This window comes from Bradyrhizobium sp. USDA 4354, from assembly GCF_054060315.1.
The window spans coordinates 5,195,745-5,219,560 of sequence record NZ_JBSSDC010000001.1 but is presented as its reverse complement, the minus strand read 5'-3'; the positions used below and the strand labels follow the sequence as shown (position 1 = coordinate 5,219,560).

Sequence of the window (23,816 nt, the reverse complement as noted above, 5' to 3'; positions counted from 1 at the left end):
CCCTGACAGGAGCGGCGGTTATACCTGCTGGCCACAACTCTGTCTTGAGCCTCGCCCGGGCGACCCTCATGGCGTTTCGCGCATAGCTCGATAGCGCGGGGCCGGCGCTCTTGCTAATTTGCAGGCTCGGTCCGGCGTATCAGCCGCCGACGGCCCGAGGTCAATCGGCGAAACGACCAAAGCGATCAAAGGAGGCAGAGGCAATGACCTATTTTGATCTCGGACCCTACAGCCGCAAAATCACCACGACTTCGCCCGATGCGCAGCTCTGGTTTGACCGAGGACTCAACTGGGTGTTCGGATTCAACCACGGCGAGGCGATCAAATGTTTTCGCAAGGCGCTCGAGTTCGATAACAGCTGCGCCATGGCGCACTGGGGCATCGGCTACGCCGCGGGTCCCAACTACAACCTGCCCTGGGTCCGCTATGACGCACAAGGCCGTCAATTGGCGCTCGCGGCATCATACGATGCGACGCAGGACGCGCTCGCGCAGGCGGATAAGGCGAGCCCGATCGAGCAAGCGTTGATCCGCGCCTTGTCTGCGCGCTATCCGCAGCGTGAAGCGATCGAGGACATGGCGCCGTGGGACAAGGCCTTCACGCGAGAGATGCGAAAGGTCTTCGGCACGTATCCCGACGATCTCGAGGTCCGAGCCATCTTTGCCGAATCGATCATGAACGAGACGCCGTGGCTGATGTGGGACCTTGAGTCTGGAGAACCCACCAAGGGCGCCGGCACCGAGGAATGCAGGGCCGTGCTCGAACAAGCTTTCGATCGATGGCCGGCTGCGTGGAATCATCCAGGACTGCTTCATCTCTACGTCCACCTCATGGAGATGTCGCCCTTCCCGCAACGGGCGATGCGGGCTGGCGACCTGCTGCGCGCGATCGCCCCCGATAGCGGCCATCTGATCCACATGCCGACGCATCTCGACGTGCTGTGCGGGCAGTACAACGACGTCCTGCTCTACAATCAGAAGGCGCTGGCGACCGACCGCAGGTTCCTCGCTTATTCGGACGATCCGGGTGTCTACCTGGTCTATGTCATCCACAACTTCCACTTCGCCATCTACGGCGCGATGTTCCTGGGTCAATACGCCCCTGCTATCGCGGCGGCCGAGGAACTCATTGCCACCGTGCCCGAGCCAGTGCTGCGCATTCAATCGCCCCCCATGGCGGACTTCCTGGAAGGCTATTTGACGATGAAGCAGCACGTTCTCGTGCGTTTCGGCAAATGGCACGACATCATTGCCCAACAGCTGCCGGAGGATCGCGAGCTATACTGCTCGGTGACGGCGATGATCCACTACGCCAAGGCGGTGGCTCATTCGGCGCTTGGCCACGTCGCCGACGCCGAAACTGAGAAAGCATTGTTCGCACAGGCGAAGACGCTCGTGCCGGAGAGCCGGCTCGTGCACAACAACAAGGTCGTCGCCCTGCTCGGCGTGGCCGAAGCCATGTTGAATGGCGAACTGGAATATCGCGAAGCCAACTACGACTTTGCGTTCGCTGAGCTGCGCAGATCGGTCGCGCTCAGCGACGCCCTGCCCTATGACGAGCCGTGGGGATGGATGCAGCCACCGCGTCACGCACTCGGCGCGCTGCTGCTGGAGCGGGGCCGGATCGAGGAAGCCGAGGCGGTGTACCGTTCCGATCTCGGCCTCGATGGAAAGCTGAGCCGGGCCTGCCAGCACCCCGACAATCTGTGGTCGCTTCACGGCTTGCACGAATGTCTCATGCGGCGTGGCGACAAGGCCGAGAGGCCGCTGATCAAGCAGCGACTTGACCTCGCCCAGTCGCGGGCGGAGGTGCCGATCAAGGCATCTTGCTTCTGCCGCAGGATGGACATCGCGGCCGCGTAGCCGGACGTGCGAGCAAGACTTCGTCAGGGAAGACCGAGCCGGCTACACCAGCCGGCTCTGCACCATTGCCGCCTGAATGAACGAGGCGAACAGCGGATGCGGCTCGAAGGGCCGCGACTTCAGCTCGGGGTGGAACTGGACGCCGATGAACCAGGGGTGATCCTCGTACTCGACGATTTCAGGCAGCACGCCGTCGGGCGACAACCCTGAGAATTTCAGGCCATGCTGCTCGAGCCGGTCCTTGTAGGCGGTGTTGACCTCGTAGCGGTGGCGGTGACGCTCGGAGATTTCGGTGGCGCCGCCATAGACCTGCGAGACGCGGCTGCCGCGATTGAGCGTCGCCGGATAGGCGCCAAGGCGCATCGTGCCGCCAAGGTCGCCCGCCTGCGAGCGCTTCTCGAGCTCGTTGCCGCGCAGCCATTCCGTCATCAGGCCGACCAGAGGCTCCTTGGTCGGGCCGAACTCGGTGGAGTTGGCGTCCTCGATGCCGACGAGGTTTCGCGCGGCCTCGATCACCGCCATCTGCATGCCGAAGCAGATGCCGAAATACGGCACGTCGCGCTCGCGCGCGAACTGCGCCGCCTTGATCTTGCCTTCGGCGCCGCGCTGGCCGAAACCGCCCGGGACCAGGATGCCGTTGACGTGCTCGAGGAACGGCGCCGGATCTTCCTGCTCGAAGATCTCGCTCTCGATCCAATCGAGATTGACCTTCACCTTGTTGGCGATGCCGCCATGCGACAGCGCCTCGATCAGCGACTTATACGCATCCTTCATGCCGGTGTATTTGCCGACGATGGCGATGGTGACGTTGCCCTCGGGGTTGCGGATGCGCTCGTTGATCTCTTGCCAGCTGCGCAGCTCCGGCGGAATCCGCGAGGCGATGCCGAAGGCGGCGAGCACTTCGTCGTCGAGGCCCGCATTGTGATAGGCCTCGGGGACCGCGTAGATGTTGTCGACGTCGCGCGCCTCGATCACGGCGCTTTCGCGCACGTTGCAGAACAGCCCGAGCTTGCGACGCTCTTCCTTCGGGATCTCGCGGTCGGTGCGGCAGAGCAGGATGTCCGGCTGGATGCCGATCGAGCGCAGCTCCTTCACCGAGTGCTGCGTCGGCTTGGTCTTGAGCTCGCCGGCGCTCGGGATGTAAGGCAGCAGCGTCAGATGGATGTAGACGGCGTGATCGCGCGGCAGCTCGTTCTTGAGCTGGCGGATCGCCTCGAAGAACGGCAGGCCCTCGATATCGCCGACGGTGCCGCCGATCTCGACCAGCACGAAATCGTAATCGTCGTTGCCGTCGAGAACGAATTCCTTGATCGCGTTGGTGACGTGCGGAACCACCTGGATGGTCGCGCCGAGATAGTCGCCACGGCGCTCCTTGGAGATGATGTCCTGGTAGATGCGCCCCGTCGTGATGTTATCGGCCTTGGTCGCCGGCCGCCCGGTGAAGCGCTCGTAGTGACCGAGGTCGAGATCGGTCTCCGCGCCGTCATCGGTCACGAACACTTCGCCGTGCTGATACGGCGACATCGTTCCGGGATCGAGGTTGAGATAGGGGTCGAGCTTGCGGAGGCGGACCTTGTAGCCCCGGGCTTGCAACAGGGCACCGAGCGCCGCCGAAGCCAGACCCTTGCCGAGCGAGGAAACCACGCCGCCGGTGATGAATATGTACCGCGCCATGGGACCTAACCTCTAATCCCCTAAATTCGATTCGCCAAAGCGATTCGTATTCCGCCCCAAAGATTTTGCGGGCCTGTGGGTGAGCCAAAACGAAGAGTGGTGACAGTGCCTTGATGGGGATTTTTGATGCAGGACGGTAGCAGCCGCCCTGCATGGCCCCCCTGCTTTATTGCGAGCGCGGCACCTGCGGGCCGGTCGGAGCCGGCGACTGCTGCTGCTCGTCGGCCTTCTTCAGCGAATCCAGGATGCCGCCCGAGGTCGGCGGCGCAATCGGCGATCCGCCGGCCGGCTGGGTCTGCGCCGGCTGGCCGATGATCGACGACGGCTTGCGGTCGTAGCCGGCGTACCAGGACAGGAACAGGCTGGTGAGGAAGAAGCCGACGGCCAAAACGGCAGTGGTCCGCGTCAGAAGGTTCGCTGTGCCGCGGCTCGACATGAAGCCCGCGCCTCCGCCCATGCCGAGTCCGCCGCCTTCCGACTTCTGGAGCAGGACGGCACCGATCATGACGGCGACGATCATGAGGTGGATGACGATGACAACGGTCTGCATAGTATCCTTCCGTCACAAGCGGGCGGCGCCTGACGGCGGCCGATCGCGCTTCGCGGGTTTTCCTGAAGTTGCGCGGTGTTACACGATCGGGAGGGGTATTGCCACCCCCGATCGGGTCCGGATCAACGCTTTGGGTTAGCTAGGGGCAGCCTTTGGCGATGGCAAGGAAATCGGCCGCTTTCAGGCTGGCGCCGCCGACCAGCGCGCCGTTGACGTTCTTGACCGCCATCAGCTCGGCCGCGTTCGAGGGTTTGACCGATCCGCCATAGAGGATGCGCATCCTGGCACCCCCGGCTTTGAACCGGGAGATCAGGAGTTCCCGGATAAAGCCATGAATCTGCTCGACATCCTGGGCCGTCGGGGTAAGGCCGGTGCCGATCGCCCAGACCGGCTCATAGGCCACGACCAGATTGGCTGCGGTCGAGCTATCAGGCAGTGAGCCGTCGAGCTGGCCACGCAGGATGTCCAGGGTTTGGCCGGCGTCGCGCTGGCCTTGCGTCTCGCCGATGCAGACGATCGCCGTCGCCCCGGCGCGCCAGGCTGCCTCGGACTTCTGCCGGATCAGCGCATCGCCCTCGCCGTGGTCGGCGCGGCGCTCGGAGTGGCCGACGATGATGGCGGTTGCGCCCGCATCCACCAGCATTTCGGCGGCGATATCGCCGGTATGGGCGCCGGAGGCCTTGGGGTGGCAGTCCTGGGCCCCTACGGCGACCTTCTTGCCACGCGCCTTCTCCGCGAACGCGGCAATCAGGGTCGCCGGCGGGCAGACCAGCAGGTCGGCCTTGGCGACCACATCTGCCGCGCCATTGAGCATGGCGTCGAATTCGGCAGCCTGGGCCTTCAGGCCGTTCATTTTCCAATTGCCGGCGATCAGCGGTCGGATGGCGTCGGTCATGTTAAATTCCAGCGATAGGAGGTTTGTTTATGCGCTAGCAGAGGTGCTCCTGCAGTTCCAGAGACCAGGGGCCTTTAACCGCACCTTCTCGCCGTCGCATGAGGCGAGGTTGCGGGGGGAAAGCCGCCACTTTATGATGATCTATCAATTTGGTGACGCGCTTTTGCGGAATCTGCATTAAGACGCGCTCCGTTCCCCTCCTGACCAAACAAGTTGGACCAAATGCTTCGAGGAATGCGCAAGGCCTCATCAAACTGGCTCGGCAAGACCATTATGGCCGTGGTGATGGGCGTGTTGATCGTCAGTTTCGGCATTTGGGGCATCGCCGACATCTTCAAGGGCTTCGGGCAGTCAACGGTGGCCAAGATCGGCAGCACCGAGATTTCGCTCAACGAGTTCCGCCAGATCTACACCGACCGCCTGCAGCAGATCAGCCGCCAGTTCGGCCGGCCGCTAACGCCCGATCAGGCGCGGGCCTTTGGCCTCGACCGCCAAGTGCTGCAGCAGACCATCGCGGAAGCTGCCCTCGACGAAGAGGCGCGCCGGCTCGGGCTCGGCCAGTCCGATGACCAGATCCGCCAGGTCATCATGAACGATCCCAACTTCAAGGGCGTCGGCGGCAGTTTCGATGCCAACCGCTTCCAGGCCGTGATCCGCAATTTCGGCTACACCGAGCAGCGCTATGTCGCCGAGCAGCGCAAGGTGTCGCTGCGCCGCCAGATCACCGGCACGATCGGCGCCGGCCTGGAGCCGCCGAAGGCCATGATCGACGTGCTGACGCGCTTTCAGAACGAGCAGCGCGCCATTGAATTCGTCAAGCTCGACGCGGCGCAGGCAGGCACCATCGACGCGCCCTCGCCCGAAGCCCTTGCCACCTATTTCGAGGATCACAAGGTCCAGTTCCGCGCGCCCGAATACCGCAAGATCGCCTTCGTCGTGGTCTCGCCGGAGGAGATCGGCAAATGGACCGAGGTGTCGGACGAGGACGCCAAGAAACTGTTCGAACAGCGCAAGGACCGGCTCGGCACGCCGGAGAAGCGCCAGATCCAGCAGATCGTGTTTCCGAACGTCGCCGACGCGCAGGCCGCACGCGAGCGCCTCGTCGGCGGGATCTCGTTCGAGGACCTCGGCAAGGAGCGCGGGCTCAGCGCCTCCGACGTCGACCTCGGGCTCGTGACCAAATCCTCGCTCGCTCCCGCTGTCGGCGATGCCGCCTTCGCACTTCCTGTCGGCGAGATCAGCCAGCCGATCCAGGGCGGCCTTGGCGTCGCGATCGTCAAGGTCGACAAGATCGAGCCGGGTAAGGAGGCGGACTACGCCAGCCTGGCCGGCGACATCAAGCGCGAGATCGCCACCGAGCGCGCGCGCGTCAAGGTCGCCGATCTCCGCGACAAGATGGAAGACGAGCGCGGTGGCGGCTCAAGCGTGATCGACGCGGCGCAGAAACTCGGCCTCACCGCCGTGACCATCGACGCCGTCGACCGCTCCGGCCGCGCCCCGAACGGCCAGCCGGTCGCCAACATCCCGCAGGGCCTCGACGTGGTGTCGCAGGCCTTCAACACCGATGTCGGCGTCGACAACGACGCCATCTCGTTCAAGGGCGGCTATGTCTGGTACGACGTGCTCGCCATCACGCCCTCGCGCGACCGCAATCTCGACGAGGTCCGCGACCAGGTCGAGGCGCGCTGGCGCCAGGACCAGATCGCGACCAAGCTGAAGGCCAAGGCGACCGAGATGGTGCAGAAGCTCGAAGCGGGCGGCAAGCTCGCTGACGAGGCCGCCGCGATTGGCGCCAAGGTCGAGACCGCGACCGGCTTCAAGCGCGACGACTCGCCCGCCGGCGTGCCCGGCACCGTTGTGGCGGCTGCGTTCCGCACCGCCAAGGATGGCGTCGGACAGACGGCCGTGAGCGGCGGCAGCGAGGTGATCGTCTTCCGCGTCACCGACATCGTCGATCCCGCTGTCGACTTTGCCTCTGACGCGGTCAAGAAGCTGAAGGAAAGCCTCGACCGGGCGCAGACCGAGGAGCAGGTCGCTTCCTACGTCAACAAGCTTGAAACCGACATCGGGACCACCATTAATCAGGCCGCCTTCGCGCAGGTGACCGGCGCGAACCAGTGAGTTGAAAGCACGCGATGGACGACCTGAAATCGATCATTGGAAAAGTGGCGACCGGCGCCAGCCTGTCGCGTGACGAAGCCGCTTCCGCCTTCGATGCCATGATGTCGGGCGAAGCCACGCCCTCGCAGATGGGCGGCCTCTTGATGGCGCTGCGGGTGCGCGGCGAGACCGTGGACGAGATCACCGGCGCCGTTGCGGCGATGCGCTCCAAGATGCTGACCGTGACGGCGCCGCCTGATGCCGTCGACATCGTCGGCACCGGCGGCGACGGCTCCGGCTCGGTCAACGTCTCGACCTGCGCCGCCTTCATCGTCTCGGGCGCCGGTGTGCCGGTGGCCAAGCACGGCAACCGCGCGCTGTCGTCGCGCTCGGGCGCCGCCGACGTGCTGGCTTCGCTCGGGGTGAAGATCGATCTGAAGCCGGAGCAGGTCGGACGCTGCGTGCGCGAATGCGGCATCGGCTTCATGTTCGCTCCCGCCCACCATCCCGCCATGAAGAACGTCGGGCCGACCCGGGTCGAGCTCGCGACGCGCACGATCTTCAATCTGCTCGGTCCGCTGTCGAATCCGGCTGGCGTGAAGCGGCAGATGGTCGGCGTGTTCTCCAGGCAATGGGTGCAGCCGCTGGTGCAGGTGCTCAAGAACCTCGGCTCGGAATCCGCCTGGGTGGTGCACGGCTCCGACGGTCTCGACGAGATCACCCTCACCGGCCCGACTTTCGTCTCCGCGCTCCACAATGGCGAGATCCGGAATTTCGAGGTGACGCCGGAGGAAGCTGGGCTCTCGCGTTGCGAGGCCGGTGCGCTCAGGGGCGGTGACGCCGATGCCAATGCGATCGCATTGCAAAGCGTGCTCGACGGCAAGCCGAGTCCCTATCGCGACGTGGCGCTGATCAACGCCGCCGCCGCGCTGGTCGTGGCCGGCCGTGCCAAGGACCTCAAGGAAGGCGTTGCGATCGGCGCCCGCTCGATCGACAGCGGCGCGGCCAATGCGAAGCTGAAGCACCTGGTCACGGTCTCCAACAGCTGAATTGCGCATGTCCGACATCCTGACCAAGATCGAGACCTATAAGCGCGAGGAGATCGCGGCAGCGAAGCGGACGCGTCCGCTCTCCGCTGTGGAGGCGCAAGCCAAGACCGCCTCCGCGCCGCGTGGCTTCCTGCGTGCGATCAAGAGCAAGCTTGCCGATGGCGACTACGCGCTGATCGCCGAGATCAAGAAGGCCTCGCCTTCCAAGGGTCTCATTCGCGCCGATTTCGACCCGCCGGCACTCGCAAAGGCCTATGAAGCGGGTGGCGCGGCCTGTCTCTCGGTACTGACCGACACGCCATCGTTCCAGGGTCATCTCGACTTCATGGTGGCGGCGCGCGCGGCAACGTCACTGCCGGTGCTGCGCAAGGATTTCATGTTCGACACCTATCAGGTGGTCGAGGCGCGCGCGCACGGCGCCGACTGTATCCTGATCATCATGGCGGCGCTCGATGATGCCGCTGCCAGGGATATCGAAGACGCGGCCATCGCCTGCGGCATGGACGTGCTGATCGAGATCCACGACCGCGCCGAGCTCGACCGGGCGCTGAAGCTGCGGTCGCCGATGATCGGCGTCAACAACCGCAATCTGCGCACCTTCGAGACCACGCTTGCGACCAGCGAGGCGTTGGCGCCGCTGATCCCCGGCGACCGGCTGATGATCGGCGAGAGCGGTATCTTCACGCCCGAGGATCTCGCCCGGCTCGAGCGCGTCGGCATGTCGACGTTCCTGGTCGGCGAGAGCCTGATGCGGCAGGCCGACGTCACCGCGGCGACGCGCGCGCTGCTCGCGCGGAAGGCGACGGCACGCGCGACGGGCACGCGCTGACATGGCGCGCAAGCCAGCCGAGACCAAGTCAGCCAAGACGAAGACGGCCAAATCCAAGGCCGGCCCCGCCCTCACCCATATCGGCGCCTCCGGCGAGGCGCGGATGGTCGACGTCTCGGACAAGCCCGCGACCGAGCGGCTTGCGGTCGCGGAAGGCCGCGTCGTCATGACCAAGGCGACACTCGACCTGATCGTGTCCGGCAACGCCAAGAAAGGCGACGTGCTCGGCACCGCGCGCATCGCCGGCATCATGGCCGCCAAGCGCACCTCCGAGCTGATCCCGCTCTGCCATCCACTCGCGCTGTCGAAAGTCACGGTCGACATCGAGCCGGATGCAACGCTGCCGGGCTGCCTAGTTCGCGCCAGCGTGAAGGTCACGGGCCCTACCGGCGTCGAGATGGAGGCCCTTACGGCGGTCTCTGTCGCCTGCCTCACCATCTACGACATGATCAAGGCGGTCGAGCGCGGTGTGCGCATCGAGGGCATCCATCTGGTCGAGAAGCTCGGCGGCAAGTCCGGCCATTATCGCGCCTGAAGCGCGCTTGCTTCAACGAACCGCGCTTGCGCCGCGCGCATCGATTGCTTTTGTGCGCAGCCATTCACGTTGCGTTAACCGCGCTTCCTAACTTCGCCTCCACACCGTCCCCGTAAACCAACGGATGTTCTCAGGAACAGGAGTTGATCCTGAGGTGTGCACGGCAATGATCCAATGAAGATGAAATTCGGCAGTCGCCTCTTTGACCAGGCCTTCGTGCGCAGCGGTCCGATCCGCTGGCTGGTGGTAGGCGGCACGCTGCTGATCGCGGCCATCGCCATAGGCTCGGTCCTGATGGCGCAGAATTTCCGGGAGCGGGCGCTGCGCAACTCCACCCGCGAGCTGGAAAACACCGTGCTGCTGCTCGCTCATCATTTCGATCAGCAATTGCAGGACTTCGCAGTCATCCAGAAGGATTTCGTCGACCACGTCCGCACGACCGGTATCACGACCGGGGAAGACTATCGCAAGCACCTCTCGGGCGAGGACGTCCACCGGAGGCTGCGGTCGAAGATCGAGGCGCTGCCACACATCGGCGGCGTCAACATCATCGATGCCGAAGGCAACCTGATCAATTCATCGACGGCATGGCCGGCTCCAAAAGTGAACGTTGCCGACCGCGCCTACTTCCGCACCTTCAAATACGATCCCTACTCGCCTGATGTCCTGATCGAGCCGTTGCATAGCCGCATCTCCGGTGCATGGACCATTCTGGTGGCCCGGAGGATCGTCGGACCAAGCGGCGAGTTCCTCGGTGTCGTCGGACGCGGGATCGAGCCCGCCAATTTCGAGAAATTCTTCGCCTCCGTCGTGCTCGGCGAAGGCGCGACGATCTCGATGCTGCATCGGGACGGCACGCTGCTCGCCCGTTATCCCCATTCGAGCGATTTGATGGGACGGAATTTCAAGACCGGTCCGTTCGAGCATCAAAGGGTGTTCGGGCTCGATCATTTCGCCGGCCGTTTCACCAGCCCTGTCGACGGCGATGACCGGCTGATCTCCTCGCGGGCCCTGCCCCACTTCCCGATCCTGATGATGGCCACCACGACGCGCGCGGCGGCGCTGACGGATTGGCGCGAGCAGATCGGCATCCTGATCTCGGTCGCCGCCTCGTCCGCGCTCGCCATCGCAGGCGTGCTGATCGCGGTCGTGCGCAAGCTGCTGGAGCAGCACCGCCTTTCGCGCGAACGGCTGACGCTGGAAAAGCAGCGGCTCGACCGCGCCGTCAACAACATGACGCAAGGCCTTTTGCTGTTCGACTCCGAGCGACGGCTCGTGGTCTGCAACCAGCGCTACATCGAGATGTACGGACTGTCGGCCGAGATCGTGAGGCCCGGCTCCAGCTTCCACGACATCATCGCCCATCGCAAGACGACCGGCTCGTTCACCGGCGACGTCGATCAGTATGTCGAACGCGTGCTGCGCGACATTCATGTACGCAATTCCATGGTGGTGGACACCGCGGACGGCCGCTCGATCCAGGTCCTCAACGAACCGCTCGCGGACGGCGGCTGGGTGGCGACGCACGAGGACATTACCGAGCGCCGGCGCATCGAGGAGCGCATCACCCATCTTGCCCACTACGACGCGCTGACCGATCTGCCAAACCGCGCCATGTTCCACGACCATCTGCGGCAGGAACTGGCCGCCATCGCCGACGGCGAGCAGGTCGCGGTGCACTATATCGACATCGACGAGTTCAAGGGCGTCAACGACGCGCTCGGCCATCTCGTCGGCGACCAGCTGTTGAAATCGGTCGCGGCGAACCTCCGCCGCTGTGCGGGCCCGGCGGACTTCGTGGCGAGGCTCGGCGGCGACGAATTCGCCATCGTGCAGAGCGCAGTGACGTCGCTGGACCAGGTCAACGAGCTCGTTGCGCGGGTCTTCGAATCCATCCGCACGCCGTTCGACTGCATGGGCCATCATCTCACCACCGATGCCAGCATCGGCATTGCGCTCGCGCCGGAACACGGCACGGCGTTGGACCAGATCCTGAAGAACGCAGATATGGCGATGTACGCGGCCAAGTCGGCCGGACGCCGCACCTACCGCTTCTTCGAGCCGGACATGGACGCCAAGGTCCGCGAGCGGCGGCAGCTCGAGATCGACCTGCGCCACGCCATCGCCCAGGGGGGTCTCGAAGGCGGGCTCGAAGTCTATTACCAGCCCTGCGTCGGGCTGAAGGACGACCGCATCACCGGCTGCGAGGCGCTGGTACGCTGGCGCCATCCCGAGCGCGGCATGGTCTCGCCGGCCGAATTCATCCCGATCGCCGAAGACACCGGCCTGATCAACGAGATCGGCGAATGGGTGCTGGCGACCGCGTGCCGGGACGCCGCAGGCTGGCCCGACGACATCCGCCTCGCCGTCAACGTCTCGCCGGTGCAGTTCAAGAGCGGCACGCTGGCGCTGAAGATCATGGCGGCCCTCGCCGCGTCGAACCTGCCGGCGAGCCGGCTCGAGCTCGAGATCACCGAGGCGGTCCTGATCCGCGACGACGATGCCGCGCTCGCGATCCTGCACCAGCTCCGTGCCATCGGCGTGCGCATCGCGCTCGACGATTTCGGCACCGGCTACTCATCCCTGAGTTACCTGCACCGCTTCCCGTTCGACAAGATCAAGATCGACCGCTGTTTCGTCGACGACATCGCCCGCCCCGACGGCTCCGCCAGCATCGTTCAGGCCGTCGTCAATCTGGCGGCCGCCCGCCGCATGACCACCACGGCCGAGGGTGTCGAGACCGAGGAGCAGCAGCGCCTGCTTCGCACGCTCGGCTGCTCCGAGATGCAGGGTTATCTGTTCAGCGCCGCCAAGCCGGCCGACAAGATGCTGGAGCTGTTCGCGCTGCACCGCAGCCGGCTCGCCCGACGCGAAGGCAGCGAAAGCCGCCGCCGCGAGGCCGGTTAGGTCGGACCCCGTTTGTCGGCGCAACGGCACTCCCAGAAGCTTTCCTCCAGGCAGACAACGCAGGTCTGCTCGAGGCGCTCCTTCAGCGCTTGTCGTGCGCGGTGAAGCCGAACGGTCAGGTTGTTCACGGTCACGCCAAGCTCGGCGGCAACGAATTCCCGCGGCTCGCCGCCGAGATCGATCCTTCTGACGACTTCGGCATGCTCCGGCTTCAGCAAGGACAGATGGACATGGAGACACTCGCAGACCGCGGTATTCGCCGCGGCGTCCTGGTCGGCCGCCAGCCGATCGTTGAGTTCATGCGGAAAGGGCATCTCCCGCGTCCTGCTCCTTGATGCCTGGCGGTGGAAGTCGGCGATGGTCGTCGCCAGAACCCTGCTCAGCCAGCCTCGAACCGAGTCCGCATCGCGAATATCGCCGGACCGCTCCAGTGCGCGCAACATGAATGCCTGGAGGACCTCTTCCGCTTCGGCCCGACCGCCCAAGCGTCGCTGCAGATAGCCGCGCAGGCGATCGTAGCTGCCGACGAGCGCGGCGCGAACGACCGCGTCCTGCACGTCCAGGGAATCCGCTGCCTGTACCGGCAGACCCTCGTTCGGCGATTTCATGACCTATCGTCCTTGCACGCCATACGCAGCGAAATTCGTCGGATCGCGCGCAGGCGCGATCCGCGGAGGCAGCGGCTCCCGAATGAGAGTCGTGAGATCGTCGCTGTGGTGCTCGCCCGGCGATCTCGCCTTGCCGCGAGCCAATGATCGCCCTGTCGACGTTCTTCCGCTCAACGCGCAGCGTCACGCGAGTCCCTCTCGCGCATCGCCATCATCCGCCGGGTATGACACCCGTCACAGACGTGTCGATCCGCGCTCGGACCTGGAGCGACGCAGTACGGTCTTCGGGAGCTATCTCAAGCGATGGGGGGCCGATAGTGGCGGCGGAACGCGCCTTCGTCGCCGATCACGTCCGGCTGCGCTTCGCAGCGCGAGTGCGGGGACACGAACTCCGCGATCCCGGGAGCTTGGGGCGACACGGCGCTGAAGCACAGCACCGAGCCGCAGCAGGCCGCGTGCCGATCGCTGGGCTCGTCCTGGTCGTTGTCACAATCTCCGTCCATCGCAACCTCGTGCGAATGCAACGCAGATCCGGCATCGATTGGATCGTGCGCGGGCTGCTCGCACGGTATCGCCGTGAGGGGGGAGATCGAGATCGCAAGAGACGGCGTCATCGACGCAAGCAGATAGGCGATGGCGACAAGCCACCCCCACCACCTTCGCCTTGGCTTTATCGAGCCAATCATTCCTGCACCGCTGCTTACCTTAGAAAATATAACTCTGGTTGTATCACCGGCCAACAGAAAAACGGCGCATGCCGAGCCAGCCATGCGGGACGGATCTTGCGCCGCATTCGTCCGGTGGAATTTGCTGGCTTCGGCAGAGGCATCGGCCTTGGGCGCCCATTGCAAAGCAGACCATGAAATATTTTTCGCTTGCCCTGTAATGTTAGAAGCCCACAAGCGTCGCCCTTGCCGGTCAATGGTGCTTCATCCAGCCGACGCTCTTGATGTTGTTGAACGAGTCCGTCATGTGGCACAGAAAGCATTGATCGACCGATGCGTGCTCCTGTCCCGCGATCATCCGATCCATCATGAAATGGCCCATATAGTGGCTCGGCGGCGCCTGATGGCATTGGGCGCAGTCCTTCGAGGTTGGCGACGGATGCAGGAAGCCCGCGATTTTCCAGGACGCCAGCGCATGGCAATCGGCGCATTCCCGTCCAAACAATCCGCGGTGCGGCTCCCGGTTGCTGTGGCAGTTGGCGCAATCGAGCGCGGCCTTTTCCGGCCAGTCGGACTTTGGCAGGCCCAGAAACTCCGTCAGATCGGCTCTCAGTTGATCGGCCGCGGTCCGGTCGAACACCCTCTTGCCGGAGGCCGCCATCGTGACTTGCAGCAACGACGCATGGTCCATCCTGATCGGCCGCAAGTCGCCCGTGTGCTCGCGGTGGCAGCCGGAACATTGACCGCCCAAGACAGCATGAAATGCCGTCGATTGCTTGGCGAGATCCGCGGCGGAAGGCGCATGACAAGATATACAGGCGGCTGCCTCGACGCCTTTGACCGGCGTATGGCAGCTCTCACATCTGTCGGACAGAGTTGCATGCCTGGCGGACAGCGGGCCGGGATTGACGAGCCTTGTCCAACCCGGGACGATCCCGGGGGTGCCCCGGTACAGGGCTATCGATGCGACCGCCGCACTTGCGACCGCAAGGGTCGTGACCACGACGTAGAGCACGCCCCGGACAGTCACGTGAGCCACCGCAGCCCATAATAGACCTCGGTCGCCACGTGCCCGCGAGCAGCGCGTACATGACGATCGCCGCCAGGACGTGCAGCCCGATCCACTGCATGAAGATCGCCTTGACCGCCTCGCTCGATCCGATCGCCGTTTCGAGATCGGAAATGCCGTCGACGAGTTGCAGCAGCGGCACGTCCTGCAACGCCAGTGCATGCATCTTGTCCGCGTCTCGCTGATCCCGATCGGGCGACGACATCGCCGCTGCCGTGTGCTCATAGGCCGATCTCAAGGTCGCCAGACGCGACTGCTGCTGGCGCAGCTCCATCGCGGTCTGCGGCAGGTAGTAGCGCCCGACGAATCCCGTGACGACGACGATCAGCATGCTGGTCAGAAGGGCGATCCCGAGCGGACTCTGGAGCTTGTGCCCGGTATGCAGCAGCGCGAGGAATGCCGCGACGATCCCGGCATAGGCGTGAAACGCCAGAAGCGTCGGCATCGACACGCATCGCGTGACGAAGGCCTTGAGCCCCGTGCTGTACTTCGTCATGGGATAGGCGAGAAGGAGGATCGTCAGCGCAGCCGCACTCGCGCCGAGGACGAAGCCGGCCAGGCTTCCGGCAAACCTGCTGTCGGAATGAAGCAGGAAAGCCGGCACCAGCAGCAGCAGGGCTGCCAGAACAGCGTCGGCGATCAGGCGCTCTCTCCCGTTCATCATGTCAGGCCTCGACGACCAGATCCCCGACCGATCTCGCCTGGCAGGCCAGGATGAGACCGTTCGCCTTGTCCTCCGCGGTCAGGGCGTCCTGGACCTCCATCGTCACGTTACCCTGCAACAGATGCGTCTTGCAGACGCCGCAGACCCCCGCCCTGCAGGAATAGTCGATCGCAACGCCGGCGCTCTCGGCAACCTCCAGCACGCTCTTGTCCGGCGGCAGCGCCGCCACCTTGCCGGATTTCGCGAAGCGAATGGTCGCCGTTGCCGGACCGACTGCCGCGGCCCCTCGGTTGCCCGCTTCTCCTTCCGCCATCTGCGCTTCGCTGGCGGCCTTGCCGGGCGGTGGAACGGCGCCGCGGGCCGGCCCGAAGGCTTCGGTCTTGATCTGCTCGCCAGGCACGCCGAGGCCGATCAGAGTTTTGCGGAGCGCGTCCATCATTCCGGGCGGACCGCACAGATGAACGCGCCGCTTCGCAAGATCCGGCACCGCCTGCGTCAGGAATTCGGCCGTGATCTGCCCCTCGCGTCCCATCCAGGACGTGCCTGCGGCCCGCATCATCGTGGCCGCCACGTGCAGAGTGCTCATTCTGCGCTGGAGGTATTCCAATTCGTCCCGAAAGATGAATTGCTCGGTCGTCTGTGCGCCGTAGACGAGGTAGATCTGGCCGGGCCATGCGATGTCCGAGAGGTAGCGGATCGCCGCCATCAGCGGCGTGATGCCGACCCCGCCACCGATCAGGACGACGCTGTCGGCCTCCGTGCCCGTGAACGTAAATGCGCCGGACGGGCCTGTGACCTCGACGAGGTCCCCCTGCTTCAGGTGGCCGTGCATGTAGTCGGACAGCAGCCCGCCTTCCTGGCGCTTGATCGTGGTCTCGACATAGGCGGTCTGGGCCGCGGACGAGGCGATCGTGTAGGAGCGCCTGACCGTCTGTCCGTCAATCTCGATGGCATAGGTGAGGAACTGTCCAGGCAGGAACGTAAACGGAATCGCACCCCCCTTCGCCGCCTGCAGACGGAAGGTCTTCACATCAGACGTCTCCCGATAGATCGCGCAGACCCTCAGCTTGCCTTTCCAAGGGCCGCTCGCCGCACCGCGCGGCGGTCGGCGATCCATCTCCCGCGAAGCTATCGGTCCGCCGCTGTCGTTCGGCGGGCCGGCGGCTGGCGTGGTTACGACCGCAGCCGGAGCGACTGCCACGCGCGTCAACCGGTCGACGAGCGCGTTCGCCCGGCGCATGCGCGCGACGTAAACGGCGAGCATCCCGACCGAGAACAGCGCCAGCAGTGCCATGGTGGTGACGTGAAACCAGGAGATTCCGGTCGGGCCGTCATCGGCATCCATGGTGCTTCGGGCAGGTAGCAGGTTCATTTGCGACTTGAACCAGGCCTGCGCGATCTGCTGCGGCGGTTTGCCTTCCTGAAGCGAACGCAGCGCGACCGTGCCGCTCTGGACCGCGTTCAGGGACTCGCGAAGCCGGCGCGAGGCCTGATCCGCGGCAACGATGTCGCCGCCGGCGATGGCGTGCCGCAGGTCCATTTCGGCATCCGCCAGGCGATCGGCCTCGGCGCTGATCCGCGCGCGCGCCTGGCCCTCCAGGCTGCTCCTCTGCTCGGCCGACAGCGCCGGCATGTCCATCAATGCCGGATAGAACGCCTTGCGCGGCCGGCCCATCATGCCGTCCATTCCGCCCATCATTCCGGCGGACGGAGCGCCGGGCGACCCACCGGCCGCGTGCCCATCGCTCGGACCTGTCGATCCCTCTGGCTTCGGCCTCGCCTCGGCTCCGGCGGGATGGTGCGCCGCGTGATCGCCCTCTGCCTCCGCGACCTCCCAGCGCTGGGCGAACGTATCGGCGGCAGGCGCTACGCCGGGGCCGACGTCGGATGCTGGCGCGGCCATCGCGGCGAGCTGGCTCGCCAGGATGCCAAGCGCAAGCAGGCCGAAGCGAACGTCGAAGGGACGGACCGGACATGATCTAGCGTTCACATCGGCGGTCAGAACGATGCGATCAGAGGCAGCAGGATCGTATCGGCGGTCTGCTTCTGACTTTCGTTCAGCGACGCGTAGAGCCGCGTGAAGGCCAGGCGAGCCGACTTGATCGCCTCCAGACGCTCGGACAAGTGCCGCTCGTAGTGCTCCAGACGATCCGCGCTGCCGAGCCTGTCGTCCATGACCAGCATCTTGCGCGCTTCCAAGAGGTGCTGCCGGCTTGACCGCAAAGCGTCCGCGACGCCGTTCCAGTCCGCACTCTGCTTGTCGCTGATCTGCAGCTCCGCCTTCAGGAAAGCGATCCGCCCTTCGAGCCGCTCGGTCACATCCGCCGGACCGCTCATCCTACCACTGCCGCCAGATGAGCTCATCTGGCCGCGCATCATCTTCTCCATCATCTGCATCATCAGCATCATGCCGGAGTTCTCCTGGCAGCCTGCACCCTGGCAATCCCGCATCTGGCCTTGCGGCGACATCTTCATCTTGTCGTCGTTCATCCGGCCGCCGCCCATGCTCTGAGATTGCCCTGCTGGCTGGCCCCTGTTCATCTTGCTGCCGGAATCCGAGGGATCGGGCATCTTCATCTTGTCGTCGTCCATCATCGCGATCTGAGCGGGACCGGCGGAGTATGCGGGCGACGGCGCAACCGGCCCCAGGACGAGCACGGCGAACGTGGCTGCGCTCACGACGAAATTTCTCGAATTCATGTTCGTTCTCCAGGTTTGATTCGGATGATCATCTGCTCGCCGACATCGACCACGAGGCAGCGCGGGGCGGGTCGAGCCAGATAGACGCAAGGTGCCCGCAACTCTTACGCGCGGACACGTCAATGGCCGCACGCAGCATCTCGGAATTGATCATCCGCCCGCCTCCTGGGCCGAGCGGCTCCTGTCGACGCCCTTCGACCACGTCCGGTAATAGGCGATGATCGTCATGATCCACAGACCCGCTGCACCGACGATCAGCTGGGCCCATATTCCCTCGGAGCCCGACTCGAGCACGAAATGCGCGACGAAGGACAAGAACAGGCCGACGCAGAACACCGACAGCGACTGCTGGCCGCATCTGATCAAGGGTTGCAGCAGCGGCGACTTGAGACCGGACCAGTCGATCGGGATGAGCCGGACGACGATGAGCATCAGGCTCGCCAGATGGATGACGCGATAGGGACCGAGATTGGTCTTGTCGTTCGGAATGAAGATCGCGGCGAGCCCTTCAGGGATGGAATCGCGCAGTCCCGGGATTCGTTCGGCCAGCGTCACGACCAGCGCAAAGAGCAGGACGGCACAGCTGAAGGCGAGCGCCGTGGGGGACGATAGCAGCCAGCGGCTCGCGGCCGCCCCTCCCAAGGCCAGCCAGGCGCCGAAGACGAACAGCAATTGCCAGGCGAACGGATTGAAGTACCAGACTCCAACCGGATAGGACGGCAAATTCCATCCGTAATGGCGGGCCGCCAGATACAGACCGAGCGAACCGATCATCACCGCATTGCGCCAGCGCAGCATGACCCACAGCACGACGGGAAACGCAGCCATCAGCACGATATAGAGCGGCAGCACGTCGAGATTGAGCGGCTTGAACTTGAGGACCAGGCCCTGTGCGAGCGTCTCGACCGGAAAATTCATCAGCGGCGCGACGTTGAACTGATCCATCAGATGAAGATCGTCGTATTTGTGCGCGAGGTAGTGCACGGCGGTGAGATAGACGAAGAACAACAGCAAGTGAGCGACATAGAGCTGCCACACCCGCCGCAGCAGCCGGGTTGCCCCGATGACGAAGCCACGTTCCATCATCATCGAGCCGAACACGAAGGTCGCGGTATAGCCGGAGATCAGCACGAACAGATCGGCGCCGTCGCTGAAGCCGTAGTTGCGCGTCGTGAACCAGACCAGCGTGGAATCCGGAATGTGCCCGAGAAAGATCAGCCAGTTGGCGAGGCCGCGAAACAGATCGAGACGCAGATCGCGCCGCGGCACGACCAGCACGGATCTGATCGTGATCGTCTCCCAGAGCCGACGACGCAAAAGAAGCACAGCTTGCAGCGGCTGTGCGGGTTCGTGAACAGTCTCTTCGGTCAACGGCGGGTTCTCCATCCTTACGATCGGGCTTCGGATCGCAACCTCGTCGCCGCTCATTGGCACCGGCACGCTAGGTTGCGTCGTTGTTGCCGGTTTGACGGACATCAAACTCGATCGACGCACCAGCCAAATCTTTTTGTGGTTCAATCGCGTAATGAATCACGACGCTTCTCGTCCTCGAGCCGAAGGTCACCTGCCAACGACTGCTATGGTCCGCCCTGCCACATGATCGAGGGCATCGCACGAGGCTCACGATCTGGCGCGTCGGCTAAAATTTTTTTCTGTAAGAAGATCGCCGCTTCGCGTCGCCTGCAGCAACTCGACAAGTCTTCCCATCTCAGCACTCGGCATGCGCATCGGCATGTTGATCTTGCTCAACCCGGGCGATCGCACTCCCGGGTTTGGTTGCGGCTAGATCAAGCCACCGGGACTTGATTGGCACCAACTCGACAAAATCGAACAGGAGAAACCAAATGAGTCACCGCAAGCTGATCATCGCTGCCGCGATCATGTCCTTCGTCGCGCTGCCCGCGATGGCGCAGAAGAGCGCGACCGACGAGAAGAACGGCCATCACTATTCGGGCGGACCGAAGACCGAGGTCCCCCATCACATGGGCAAGAAGGAGAGCGACGGCGGGTCGACCAGCGGATCTGGCGGCAGCCATCACTATGGTGGCGGGCCGAAGACGGAAGTCCCGCACCACACCGGCCCGAAGAAACAGCAATGACCATCACGCGCCGATCTCGCGGCTTGCCACGGCCATGATCCCGCACTGAGACAGCGCCATAAACGAATTCGCCCGGAAGCGGTCATCCGCTCCCGGGCGATCCATATCTGGAGGCCGTCAGATTTAGTTCGGAACCGCAGCCTTCGTCGCCCGCTTGGCGGCGACGGCATTCGCGGTGACGCCGTGGAGGAAGTCGTACGCGGCGTGCAGCGCCTTGTCGTCCTTCTCTTCCGGCGGGACATAGGACTGCGATCCGGTCTGCTCGCCGCCCTCGCCGGCCGAGAGATGTCCGCGCATCTGCGATTCCGCCATGATGTCCATCCGCCCCTTCAGTTCGGGCGGCACGTCCTGCAGGATCTCGATGTCGGGCGCGATGCCCTGGGCCTGGATCGAGCGGCCCGACGGCGTGTAGTAGCGCGCCGTGGTCAGCGCCAGCGCGCCGTTGCCGGAGCCGAGCGGAATGATGGTCTGCACCGAGCCCTTGCCGAACGAGCGCGTGCCGATGATCGTCGCGCGCTTGTGATCGTGCAGTGCGCCGGCCACGATCTCGGAAGCCGAAGCCGAGCCGCCATTGACCAGAACCACCAGCGGCTTGCCCTTGGTGAGATCGCCGCCATGCGCGGTGAAGCGCTGGGTCTCTTCCGGACTGCGGCCGCGGGTCGAGACGACCTCGCCGCGTTGCAGGAAGGCGCTCGACACCGACACGGCCTGATCGAGCAGCCCGCCCGGATTGTTGCGCAGGTCCAGGACGTAGCCGGTCAGCTTCTCCTGCGGGACCTGCTTGGTGATCGCGGCGATCGCCTTCTTCAGGCCGTCGGTGGTCTGCTCGTTGAACGAGGTGACGCGGATATAGCCGATGTCGTTGTTCTCGACATGGAAGCGCACCGGGCGCACATGGATGATCTCGCGCGTGATCGCGACGTCGAGCGGCGCGTCCGCGCCCTTGCGCACGATGGTGAGCTTGGTCTTGGTGTCGACCGGTCCCTTCATCTTGTTGACCGCCTGCTCGAGCGTCATGCCCTGCACGGCCTCGCCGTCGATCTTGCTGATGAGGTCGCCGGACATGATGCCGGCCTTCGAGGCCGGCGTGTCGTCGATCGGCGAGACGACCTTGACCAGGCCGTCCTCCATCGTGACCTCGATGCCGAGACCGCCGAACTCGCCGGAGGTGGTCTCCTGCATCTCGGTCCAGGCCTTGGCGTTCATGTAGCGCGAATGCGGATCGAGCGAGGTCACCATGCCGGTGATCGCACCCTCGACCAGCTTGGCATTGTCGGGCTTCTCGACATAGCTGGCCTTCACGCGCTCGAACACCGCGCCGAACAAATTGAGCTGGGAATAGGCGTCATCCGCGCCCGCTGCCGCCCGTGCCGCCCATACTCCGCCGTGCGGGCTCGCTACCAGAAGGGTCAGACACGCTCCGGTGAGCGCGCCCAGGGGGAACAGCAGGTTTTTCCGCATGGATGGGGTAGCCTTTTGCTTGGCGGTGCTCTTGAGGTTGGGAAGCGCCATCCAAATGGCGATCCAACCCGCTTCTCACAATACCATTCCGGTTTCTTCAAGGCCGGGGCGCCACGCTGGCGGGTACGCCGAAGAAATCCCTTCGCCCTGGCCTAAACTTTTGGCAACGTTCCGAAACTGTTTCGCGCAAGCGGAAACCGGTCGGGCCGCCCGCGCTTCGCAGCTATGCGATTTTAGGATGGTTTTGGAGGACCGGACGCGATAGGCGATGGCGACAAGACTTCAAATTCTCGGGAGGACAACAATGAACGAAGCGCCCCGCATCCGGCCGGAACGGAACGTCGAACTCGGCGCCAGCAATGAGACGTTCCAGAATCTGCATGAGTTCATCCGGAAAGCGCGCGCCGACCTCAACCAGAATGCCTGGGACTACATCGTCGGCGCCGCCGAGACCGAGACCACGATGCGCCGCAACCGAATGGCGCTGGACGAGATCGCCTTCCGCCCGCGCGTGCTGCGCGATGTCCGCAAGGTCGATGGTTCCGTCGAGCAGCTCGGCCGCAGGATGCGCCTGCCGGTGGTGCTCGCCCCGGTCGGCGCCCTCGAGATCTTCGATCCGGATGGCGCGGCAAGCGTGGCGCGCGCCGCCGGCATCTTCGGTGCGGCGCACATGCTGAGCTCGGTGTCCGAGCCCGGCCTCGAGAAGACTGCCGAGGCTGCCCCCGACGCGCTGCGGCTCTATCAGCTCTATGTCCGCGGCGACGATGCCTTCGTCGCCGATGTAGTCAGCCGGGCCGAGACGAACGCCTATGCCGCCTTCTGCCTGACCGTCGATACCGCCCACTACAGCCGTCGTGAACGTGACATCGCCAAGCGCTACGTTCGCGAGAGCCGCCTGCGCGCCACCGGCGGCGATTTCCAAAAGGGCCTGGAGTGGCGGACCGTGAAGATGATCAAGGACAAGTTCAGGATCCCGCTGATCCTCAAAGGCATCGCCACCGCCGAGGACGCAGAGATCGCGATCGATCACGGTGTCGAGTGGATCTACGTCTCCAACCATGGCGGCCGCCAGCTCGACCACGGCCGCGGCGCCATGCATGTGCTGCCCGAGATTGTCGATGCCGTGAAGGGCCGCGCCAAGATCATGGTCGACGGCGGCTTCTGCCGCGGCACCGACATCGTCAAGGCGATCGCGGCGGGCGCGGACCTCGTCGGCATCGGCCGGCTGCAATGCTGGGCCTTGGCGGCGGCCGGCGAAGCCGGCGTCGCCCGGATGCTGGAGCTGCTGGAGGACGAGGTGCTGCGCTGCCTTGGCCTGTTGGGCGCCACCTCATTCGCCGAGATCGATAGATCCTGCCTGCATCCGGCGACCGCCACCAACGCGCCCAGCGTGTTCAGCGCGTTCCCGCTGTTCGACCATGAGCCCTATCGCTACTGACTTTGCCGACACTGAAGTGAAAAAGGACACGATGACATCGCTCTCTCCCGGCAGCGCGGATGCGCTCCTGTTCGACCTCGGGCGCGTGGTGCTCGACATCGACTTTTCCAAGGCGATCGCCTGCTGGGCGGGGCATGCCGGCTGCCAGCCCGAGGCCATCGTCGCGCGCTATGTGCGCGACGAGGCCTACCGGCTGCACGAGATGGGCAAGATCAGCGACGAGGACTATTTCGCCTCGCTGCGTGCTTCACTCGGCATCGGCATTTCGGACGCGCAGTTCCTGGAGGGCTGGAATGCGATCTTCGCCGGTGAGATGCCTGAAATCGCCGAGCTGTTGCCGCGCGCGGCAAAGCAGATGCCGCTCTACGCCTTCTCCAACACCAATCGGCCGCACGTCGACTATTTCTCGAAGGAATATGCCGACCTGCTCGGCCATTTCCGCGAGCTGTATTTGTCGTCCAGCATCGGCCTGCGCAAACCGGATGCGGAGGCTTTCGACCATGTCGTCGCGGCGATCGGCGTGCCAGCGGAGCGCATTGTATTCTTCGACGACCTCGCCGAGAACATCGAGGGAGCGCGGGCGCGCGGTTTGAATACCGTGCATGTCACGTCACCGCGCGATGTCGGGAACGCACTGAAGGCACTGGGCATCTGAGGCCGATCGGCCGCGAGAACCCGCGCCGCGGTTCCCGGGAACTAAATTCTCAAATA

20 protein-coding genes are annotated in these 23,816 nt (G+C 64.6%); 9 read left to right on the top strand and 11 right to left on the bottom strand.

The genetic code is table 11. From position 1 onward, the window contains the following. Nucleotides 1–203 precede the first annotated feature (203 nt). Nucleotides 204–1,862 (top strand): hypothetical protein, encoded by a 1,659-nt coding sequence (locus ACVIIV_RS24160; protein ID WP_456746376.1) that lies wholly within the window; start codon nucleotides 204–206, stop codon nucleotides 1,860–1,862. Between the two features lie 42 nt (nucleotides 1,863–1,904). Here ACVIIV_RS24160 and ACVIIV_RS24155 read toward each other — a convergent pair whose 3' ends face one another. The 3 genes from ACVIIV_RS24155 to tpiA all read right to left on the bottom strand — a co-directional run bounded on the left by ACVIIV_RS24155 (nucleotide 1,905) and on the right by tpiA (nucleotide 4,981). Next, a complete protein-coding gene (locus ACVIIV_RS24155) occupies nucleotides 1,905–3,536 on the bottom strand; it encodes a CTP synthase (RefSeq protein ID WP_456746375.1) in 1,632 nt (543 codons plus the stop codon). Between the two features lie 166 nt (nucleotides 3,537–3,702). After that, nucleotides 3,703–4,086: a preprotein translocase subunit SecG gene (secG, locus tag ACVIIV_RS24150; RefSeq protein WP_456746374.1), complete on the bottom strand. Its 384-nt coding sequence runs from the start codon at nucleotides 4,084–4,086 to the stop codon at nucleotides 3,703–3,705. Nucleotides 4,087–4,225: 139 nt separating this feature from the next. Beyond that, a complete protein-coding gene (gene tpiA, locus ACVIIV_RS24145; RefSeq protein WP_456746373.1) occupies nucleotides 4,226–4,981 on the bottom strand; it encodes a triose-phosphate isomerase in 756 nt (251 codons plus the stop codon). Between the two features lie 222 nt (nucleotides 4,982–5,203). Between tpiA and ACVIIV_RS24140 the strand changes: the two genes are divergently transcribed. The 5 genes from ACVIIV_RS24140 to ACVIIV_RS24120 all read left to right on the top strand — a co-directional run bounded on the left by ACVIIV_RS24140 (nucleotide 5,204) and on the right by ACVIIV_RS24120 (nucleotide 12,401). Further along, nucleotides 5,204–7,102 (top strand): SurA N-terminal domain-containing protein, encoded by a 1,899-nt coding sequence (locus ACVIIV_RS24140; RefSeq protein ID WP_456746372.1) that lies wholly within the window; start codon nucleotides 5,204–5,206, stop codon nucleotides 7,100–7,102. 14 nt (nucleotides 7,103–7,116) lie between these two features. Further along, complete coding sequence (trpD, locus tag ACVIIV_RS24135; protein ID WP_456746371.1) at nucleotides 7,117–8,130, top strand: anthranilate phosphoribosyltransferase; 1,014 nt, start codon at nucleotides 7,117–7,119, stop codon at nucleotides 8,128–8,130. A 7-nt stretch (nucleotides 8,131–8,137) separates the two neighbouring features. Next, on the top strand, nucleotides 8,138–8,959 hold the full coding sequence (gene trpC / locus ACVIIV_RS24130; protein WP_456746370.1) for an indole-3-glycerol phosphate synthase TrpC: 822 nt from the start codon (nucleotides 8,138–8,140) through the stop codon (nucleotides 8,957–8,959). A gap of 1 nt (nucleotide 8,960) precedes the next feature. Next, complete coding sequence (moaC, locus tag ACVIIV_RS24125) at nucleotides 8,961–9,494, top strand: cyclic pyranopterin monophosphate synthase MoaC (RefSeq protein ID WP_456746369.1); 534 nt, start codon at nucleotides 8,961–8,963, stop codon at nucleotides 9,492–9,494. Between the two features lie 174 nt (nucleotides 9,495–9,668). Beyond that, nucleotides 9,669–12,401 (top strand): bifunctional diguanylate cyclase/phosphodiesterase, encoded by a 2,733-nt coding sequence (locus ACVIIV_RS24120; RefSeq protein WP_456746368.1) that lies wholly within the window; start codon nucleotides 9,669–9,671, stop codon nucleotides 12,399–12,401. On the opposite strand, the gene ACVIIV_RS24115 is transcribed toward ACVIIV_RS24120, so the two are convergent. The 7 genes from ACVIIV_RS24115 to ACVIIV_RS24085 all read right to left on the bottom strand — a co-directional run bounded on the left by ACVIIV_RS24115 (nucleotide 12,398) and on the right by ACVIIV_RS24085 (nucleotide 19,478). Beyond that, nucleotides 12,398–13,009, bottom strand: coding sequence for an RNA polymerase sigma factor (locus tag ACVIIV_RS24115; protein ID WP_456746367.1), 612 nt, complete (start codon nucleotides 13,007–13,009; stop codon nucleotides 12,398–12,400). The two genes, ACVIIV_RS24120 and ACVIIV_RS24115, sit on opposite strands and share 4 nt — an antisense overlap. Before the next feature lie 296 nt (nucleotides 13,010–13,305). After that, nucleotides 13,306–13,911, bottom strand: coding sequence for a hypothetical protein (locus ACVIIV_RS24110; protein ID WP_456746366.1), 606 nt, complete (start codon nucleotides 13,909–13,911; stop codon nucleotides 13,306–13,308). Between the two features lie 16 nt (nucleotides 13,912–13,927). Continuing rightward, nucleotides 13,928–14,350, bottom strand: coding sequence for a hypothetical protein (locus tag ACVIIV_RS24105; protein WP_456746365.1), 423 nt, complete (start codon nucleotides 14,348–14,350; stop codon nucleotides 13,928–13,930). Nucleotides 14,351–14,531: 181 nt separating this feature from the next. After that, complete coding sequence (locus ACVIIV_RS24100; protein ID WP_456746364.1) at nucleotides 14,532–15,407, bottom strand: iron reductase; 876 nt, start codon at nucleotides 15,405–15,407, stop codon at nucleotides 14,532–14,534. A gap of 1 nt (nucleotide 15,408) precedes the next feature. Further along, nucleotides 15,409–17,310: an FAD-binding oxidoreductase gene (locus tag ACVIIV_RS24095; protein WP_456748810.1), complete on the bottom strand. Its 1,902-nt coding sequence runs from the start codon at nucleotides 17,308–17,310 to the stop codon at nucleotides 15,409–15,411. Between the two features lie 95 nt (nucleotides 17,311–17,405). After that, nucleotides 17,406–18,107 carry a Spy/CpxP family protein refolding chaperone gene (locus ACVIIV_RS24090; protein ID WP_456746363.1) on the bottom strand — a complete coding sequence of 234 codons (702 nt, stop codon included), beginning with the start codon at nucleotides 18,105–18,107 and terminating at the stop codon, nucleotides 17,406–17,408. Between the two features lie 150 nt (nucleotides 18,108–18,257). Continuing rightward, complete coding sequence (locus tag ACVIIV_RS24085; RefSeq protein WP_456746362.1) at nucleotides 18,258–19,478, bottom strand: OpgC domain-containing protein; 1,221 nt, start codon at nucleotides 19,476–19,478, stop codon at nucleotides 18,258–18,260. Between the two features lie 473 nt (nucleotides 19,479–19,951). On the opposite strand from ACVIIV_RS24085, the gene ACVIIV_RS24080 reads away from it, so the two are divergent. Next, entirely contained in the window at nucleotides 19,952–20,206 is a 255-nt protein-coding gene (locus ACVIIV_RS24080) for a hypothetical protein (protein ID WP_456746361.1), read from the top strand. A gap of 123 nt (nucleotides 20,207–20,329) precedes the next feature. Here the strand turns inward: ACVIIV_RS24080 and ACVIIV_RS24075 are convergent, their stop codons facing one another. Beyond that, nucleotides 20,330–21,667 carry a S41 family peptidase gene (locus tag ACVIIV_RS24075; protein WP_456746360.1) on the bottom strand — a complete coding sequence of 446 codons (1,338 nt, stop codon included), beginning with the start codon at nucleotides 21,665–21,667 and terminating at the stop codon, nucleotides 20,330–20,332. A 304-nt stretch (nucleotides 21,668–21,971) separates the two neighbouring features. On the opposite strand from ACVIIV_RS24075, the gene ACVIIV_RS24070 reads away from it, so the two are divergent. Together ACVIIV_RS24070 and ACVIIV_RS24065 are read left to right on the top strand one after the other, a co-directional pair. Continuing rightward, complete coding sequence (locus tag ACVIIV_RS24070; protein WP_456746359.1) at nucleotides 21,972–23,105, top strand: alpha-hydroxy acid oxidase; 1,134 nt, start codon at nucleotides 21,972–21,974, stop codon at nucleotides 23,103–23,105. 31 nt (nucleotides 23,106–23,136) lie between these two features. Then, nucleotides 23,137–23,760, top strand: a complete 624-nt coding sequence (locus ACVIIV_RS24065; RefSeq protein WP_456746358.1) for an HAD family hydrolase — start codon at nucleotides 23,137–23,139, stop codon at nucleotides 23,758–23,760. Nucleotides 23,761–23,816: the final 56 nt, after the last annotated feature.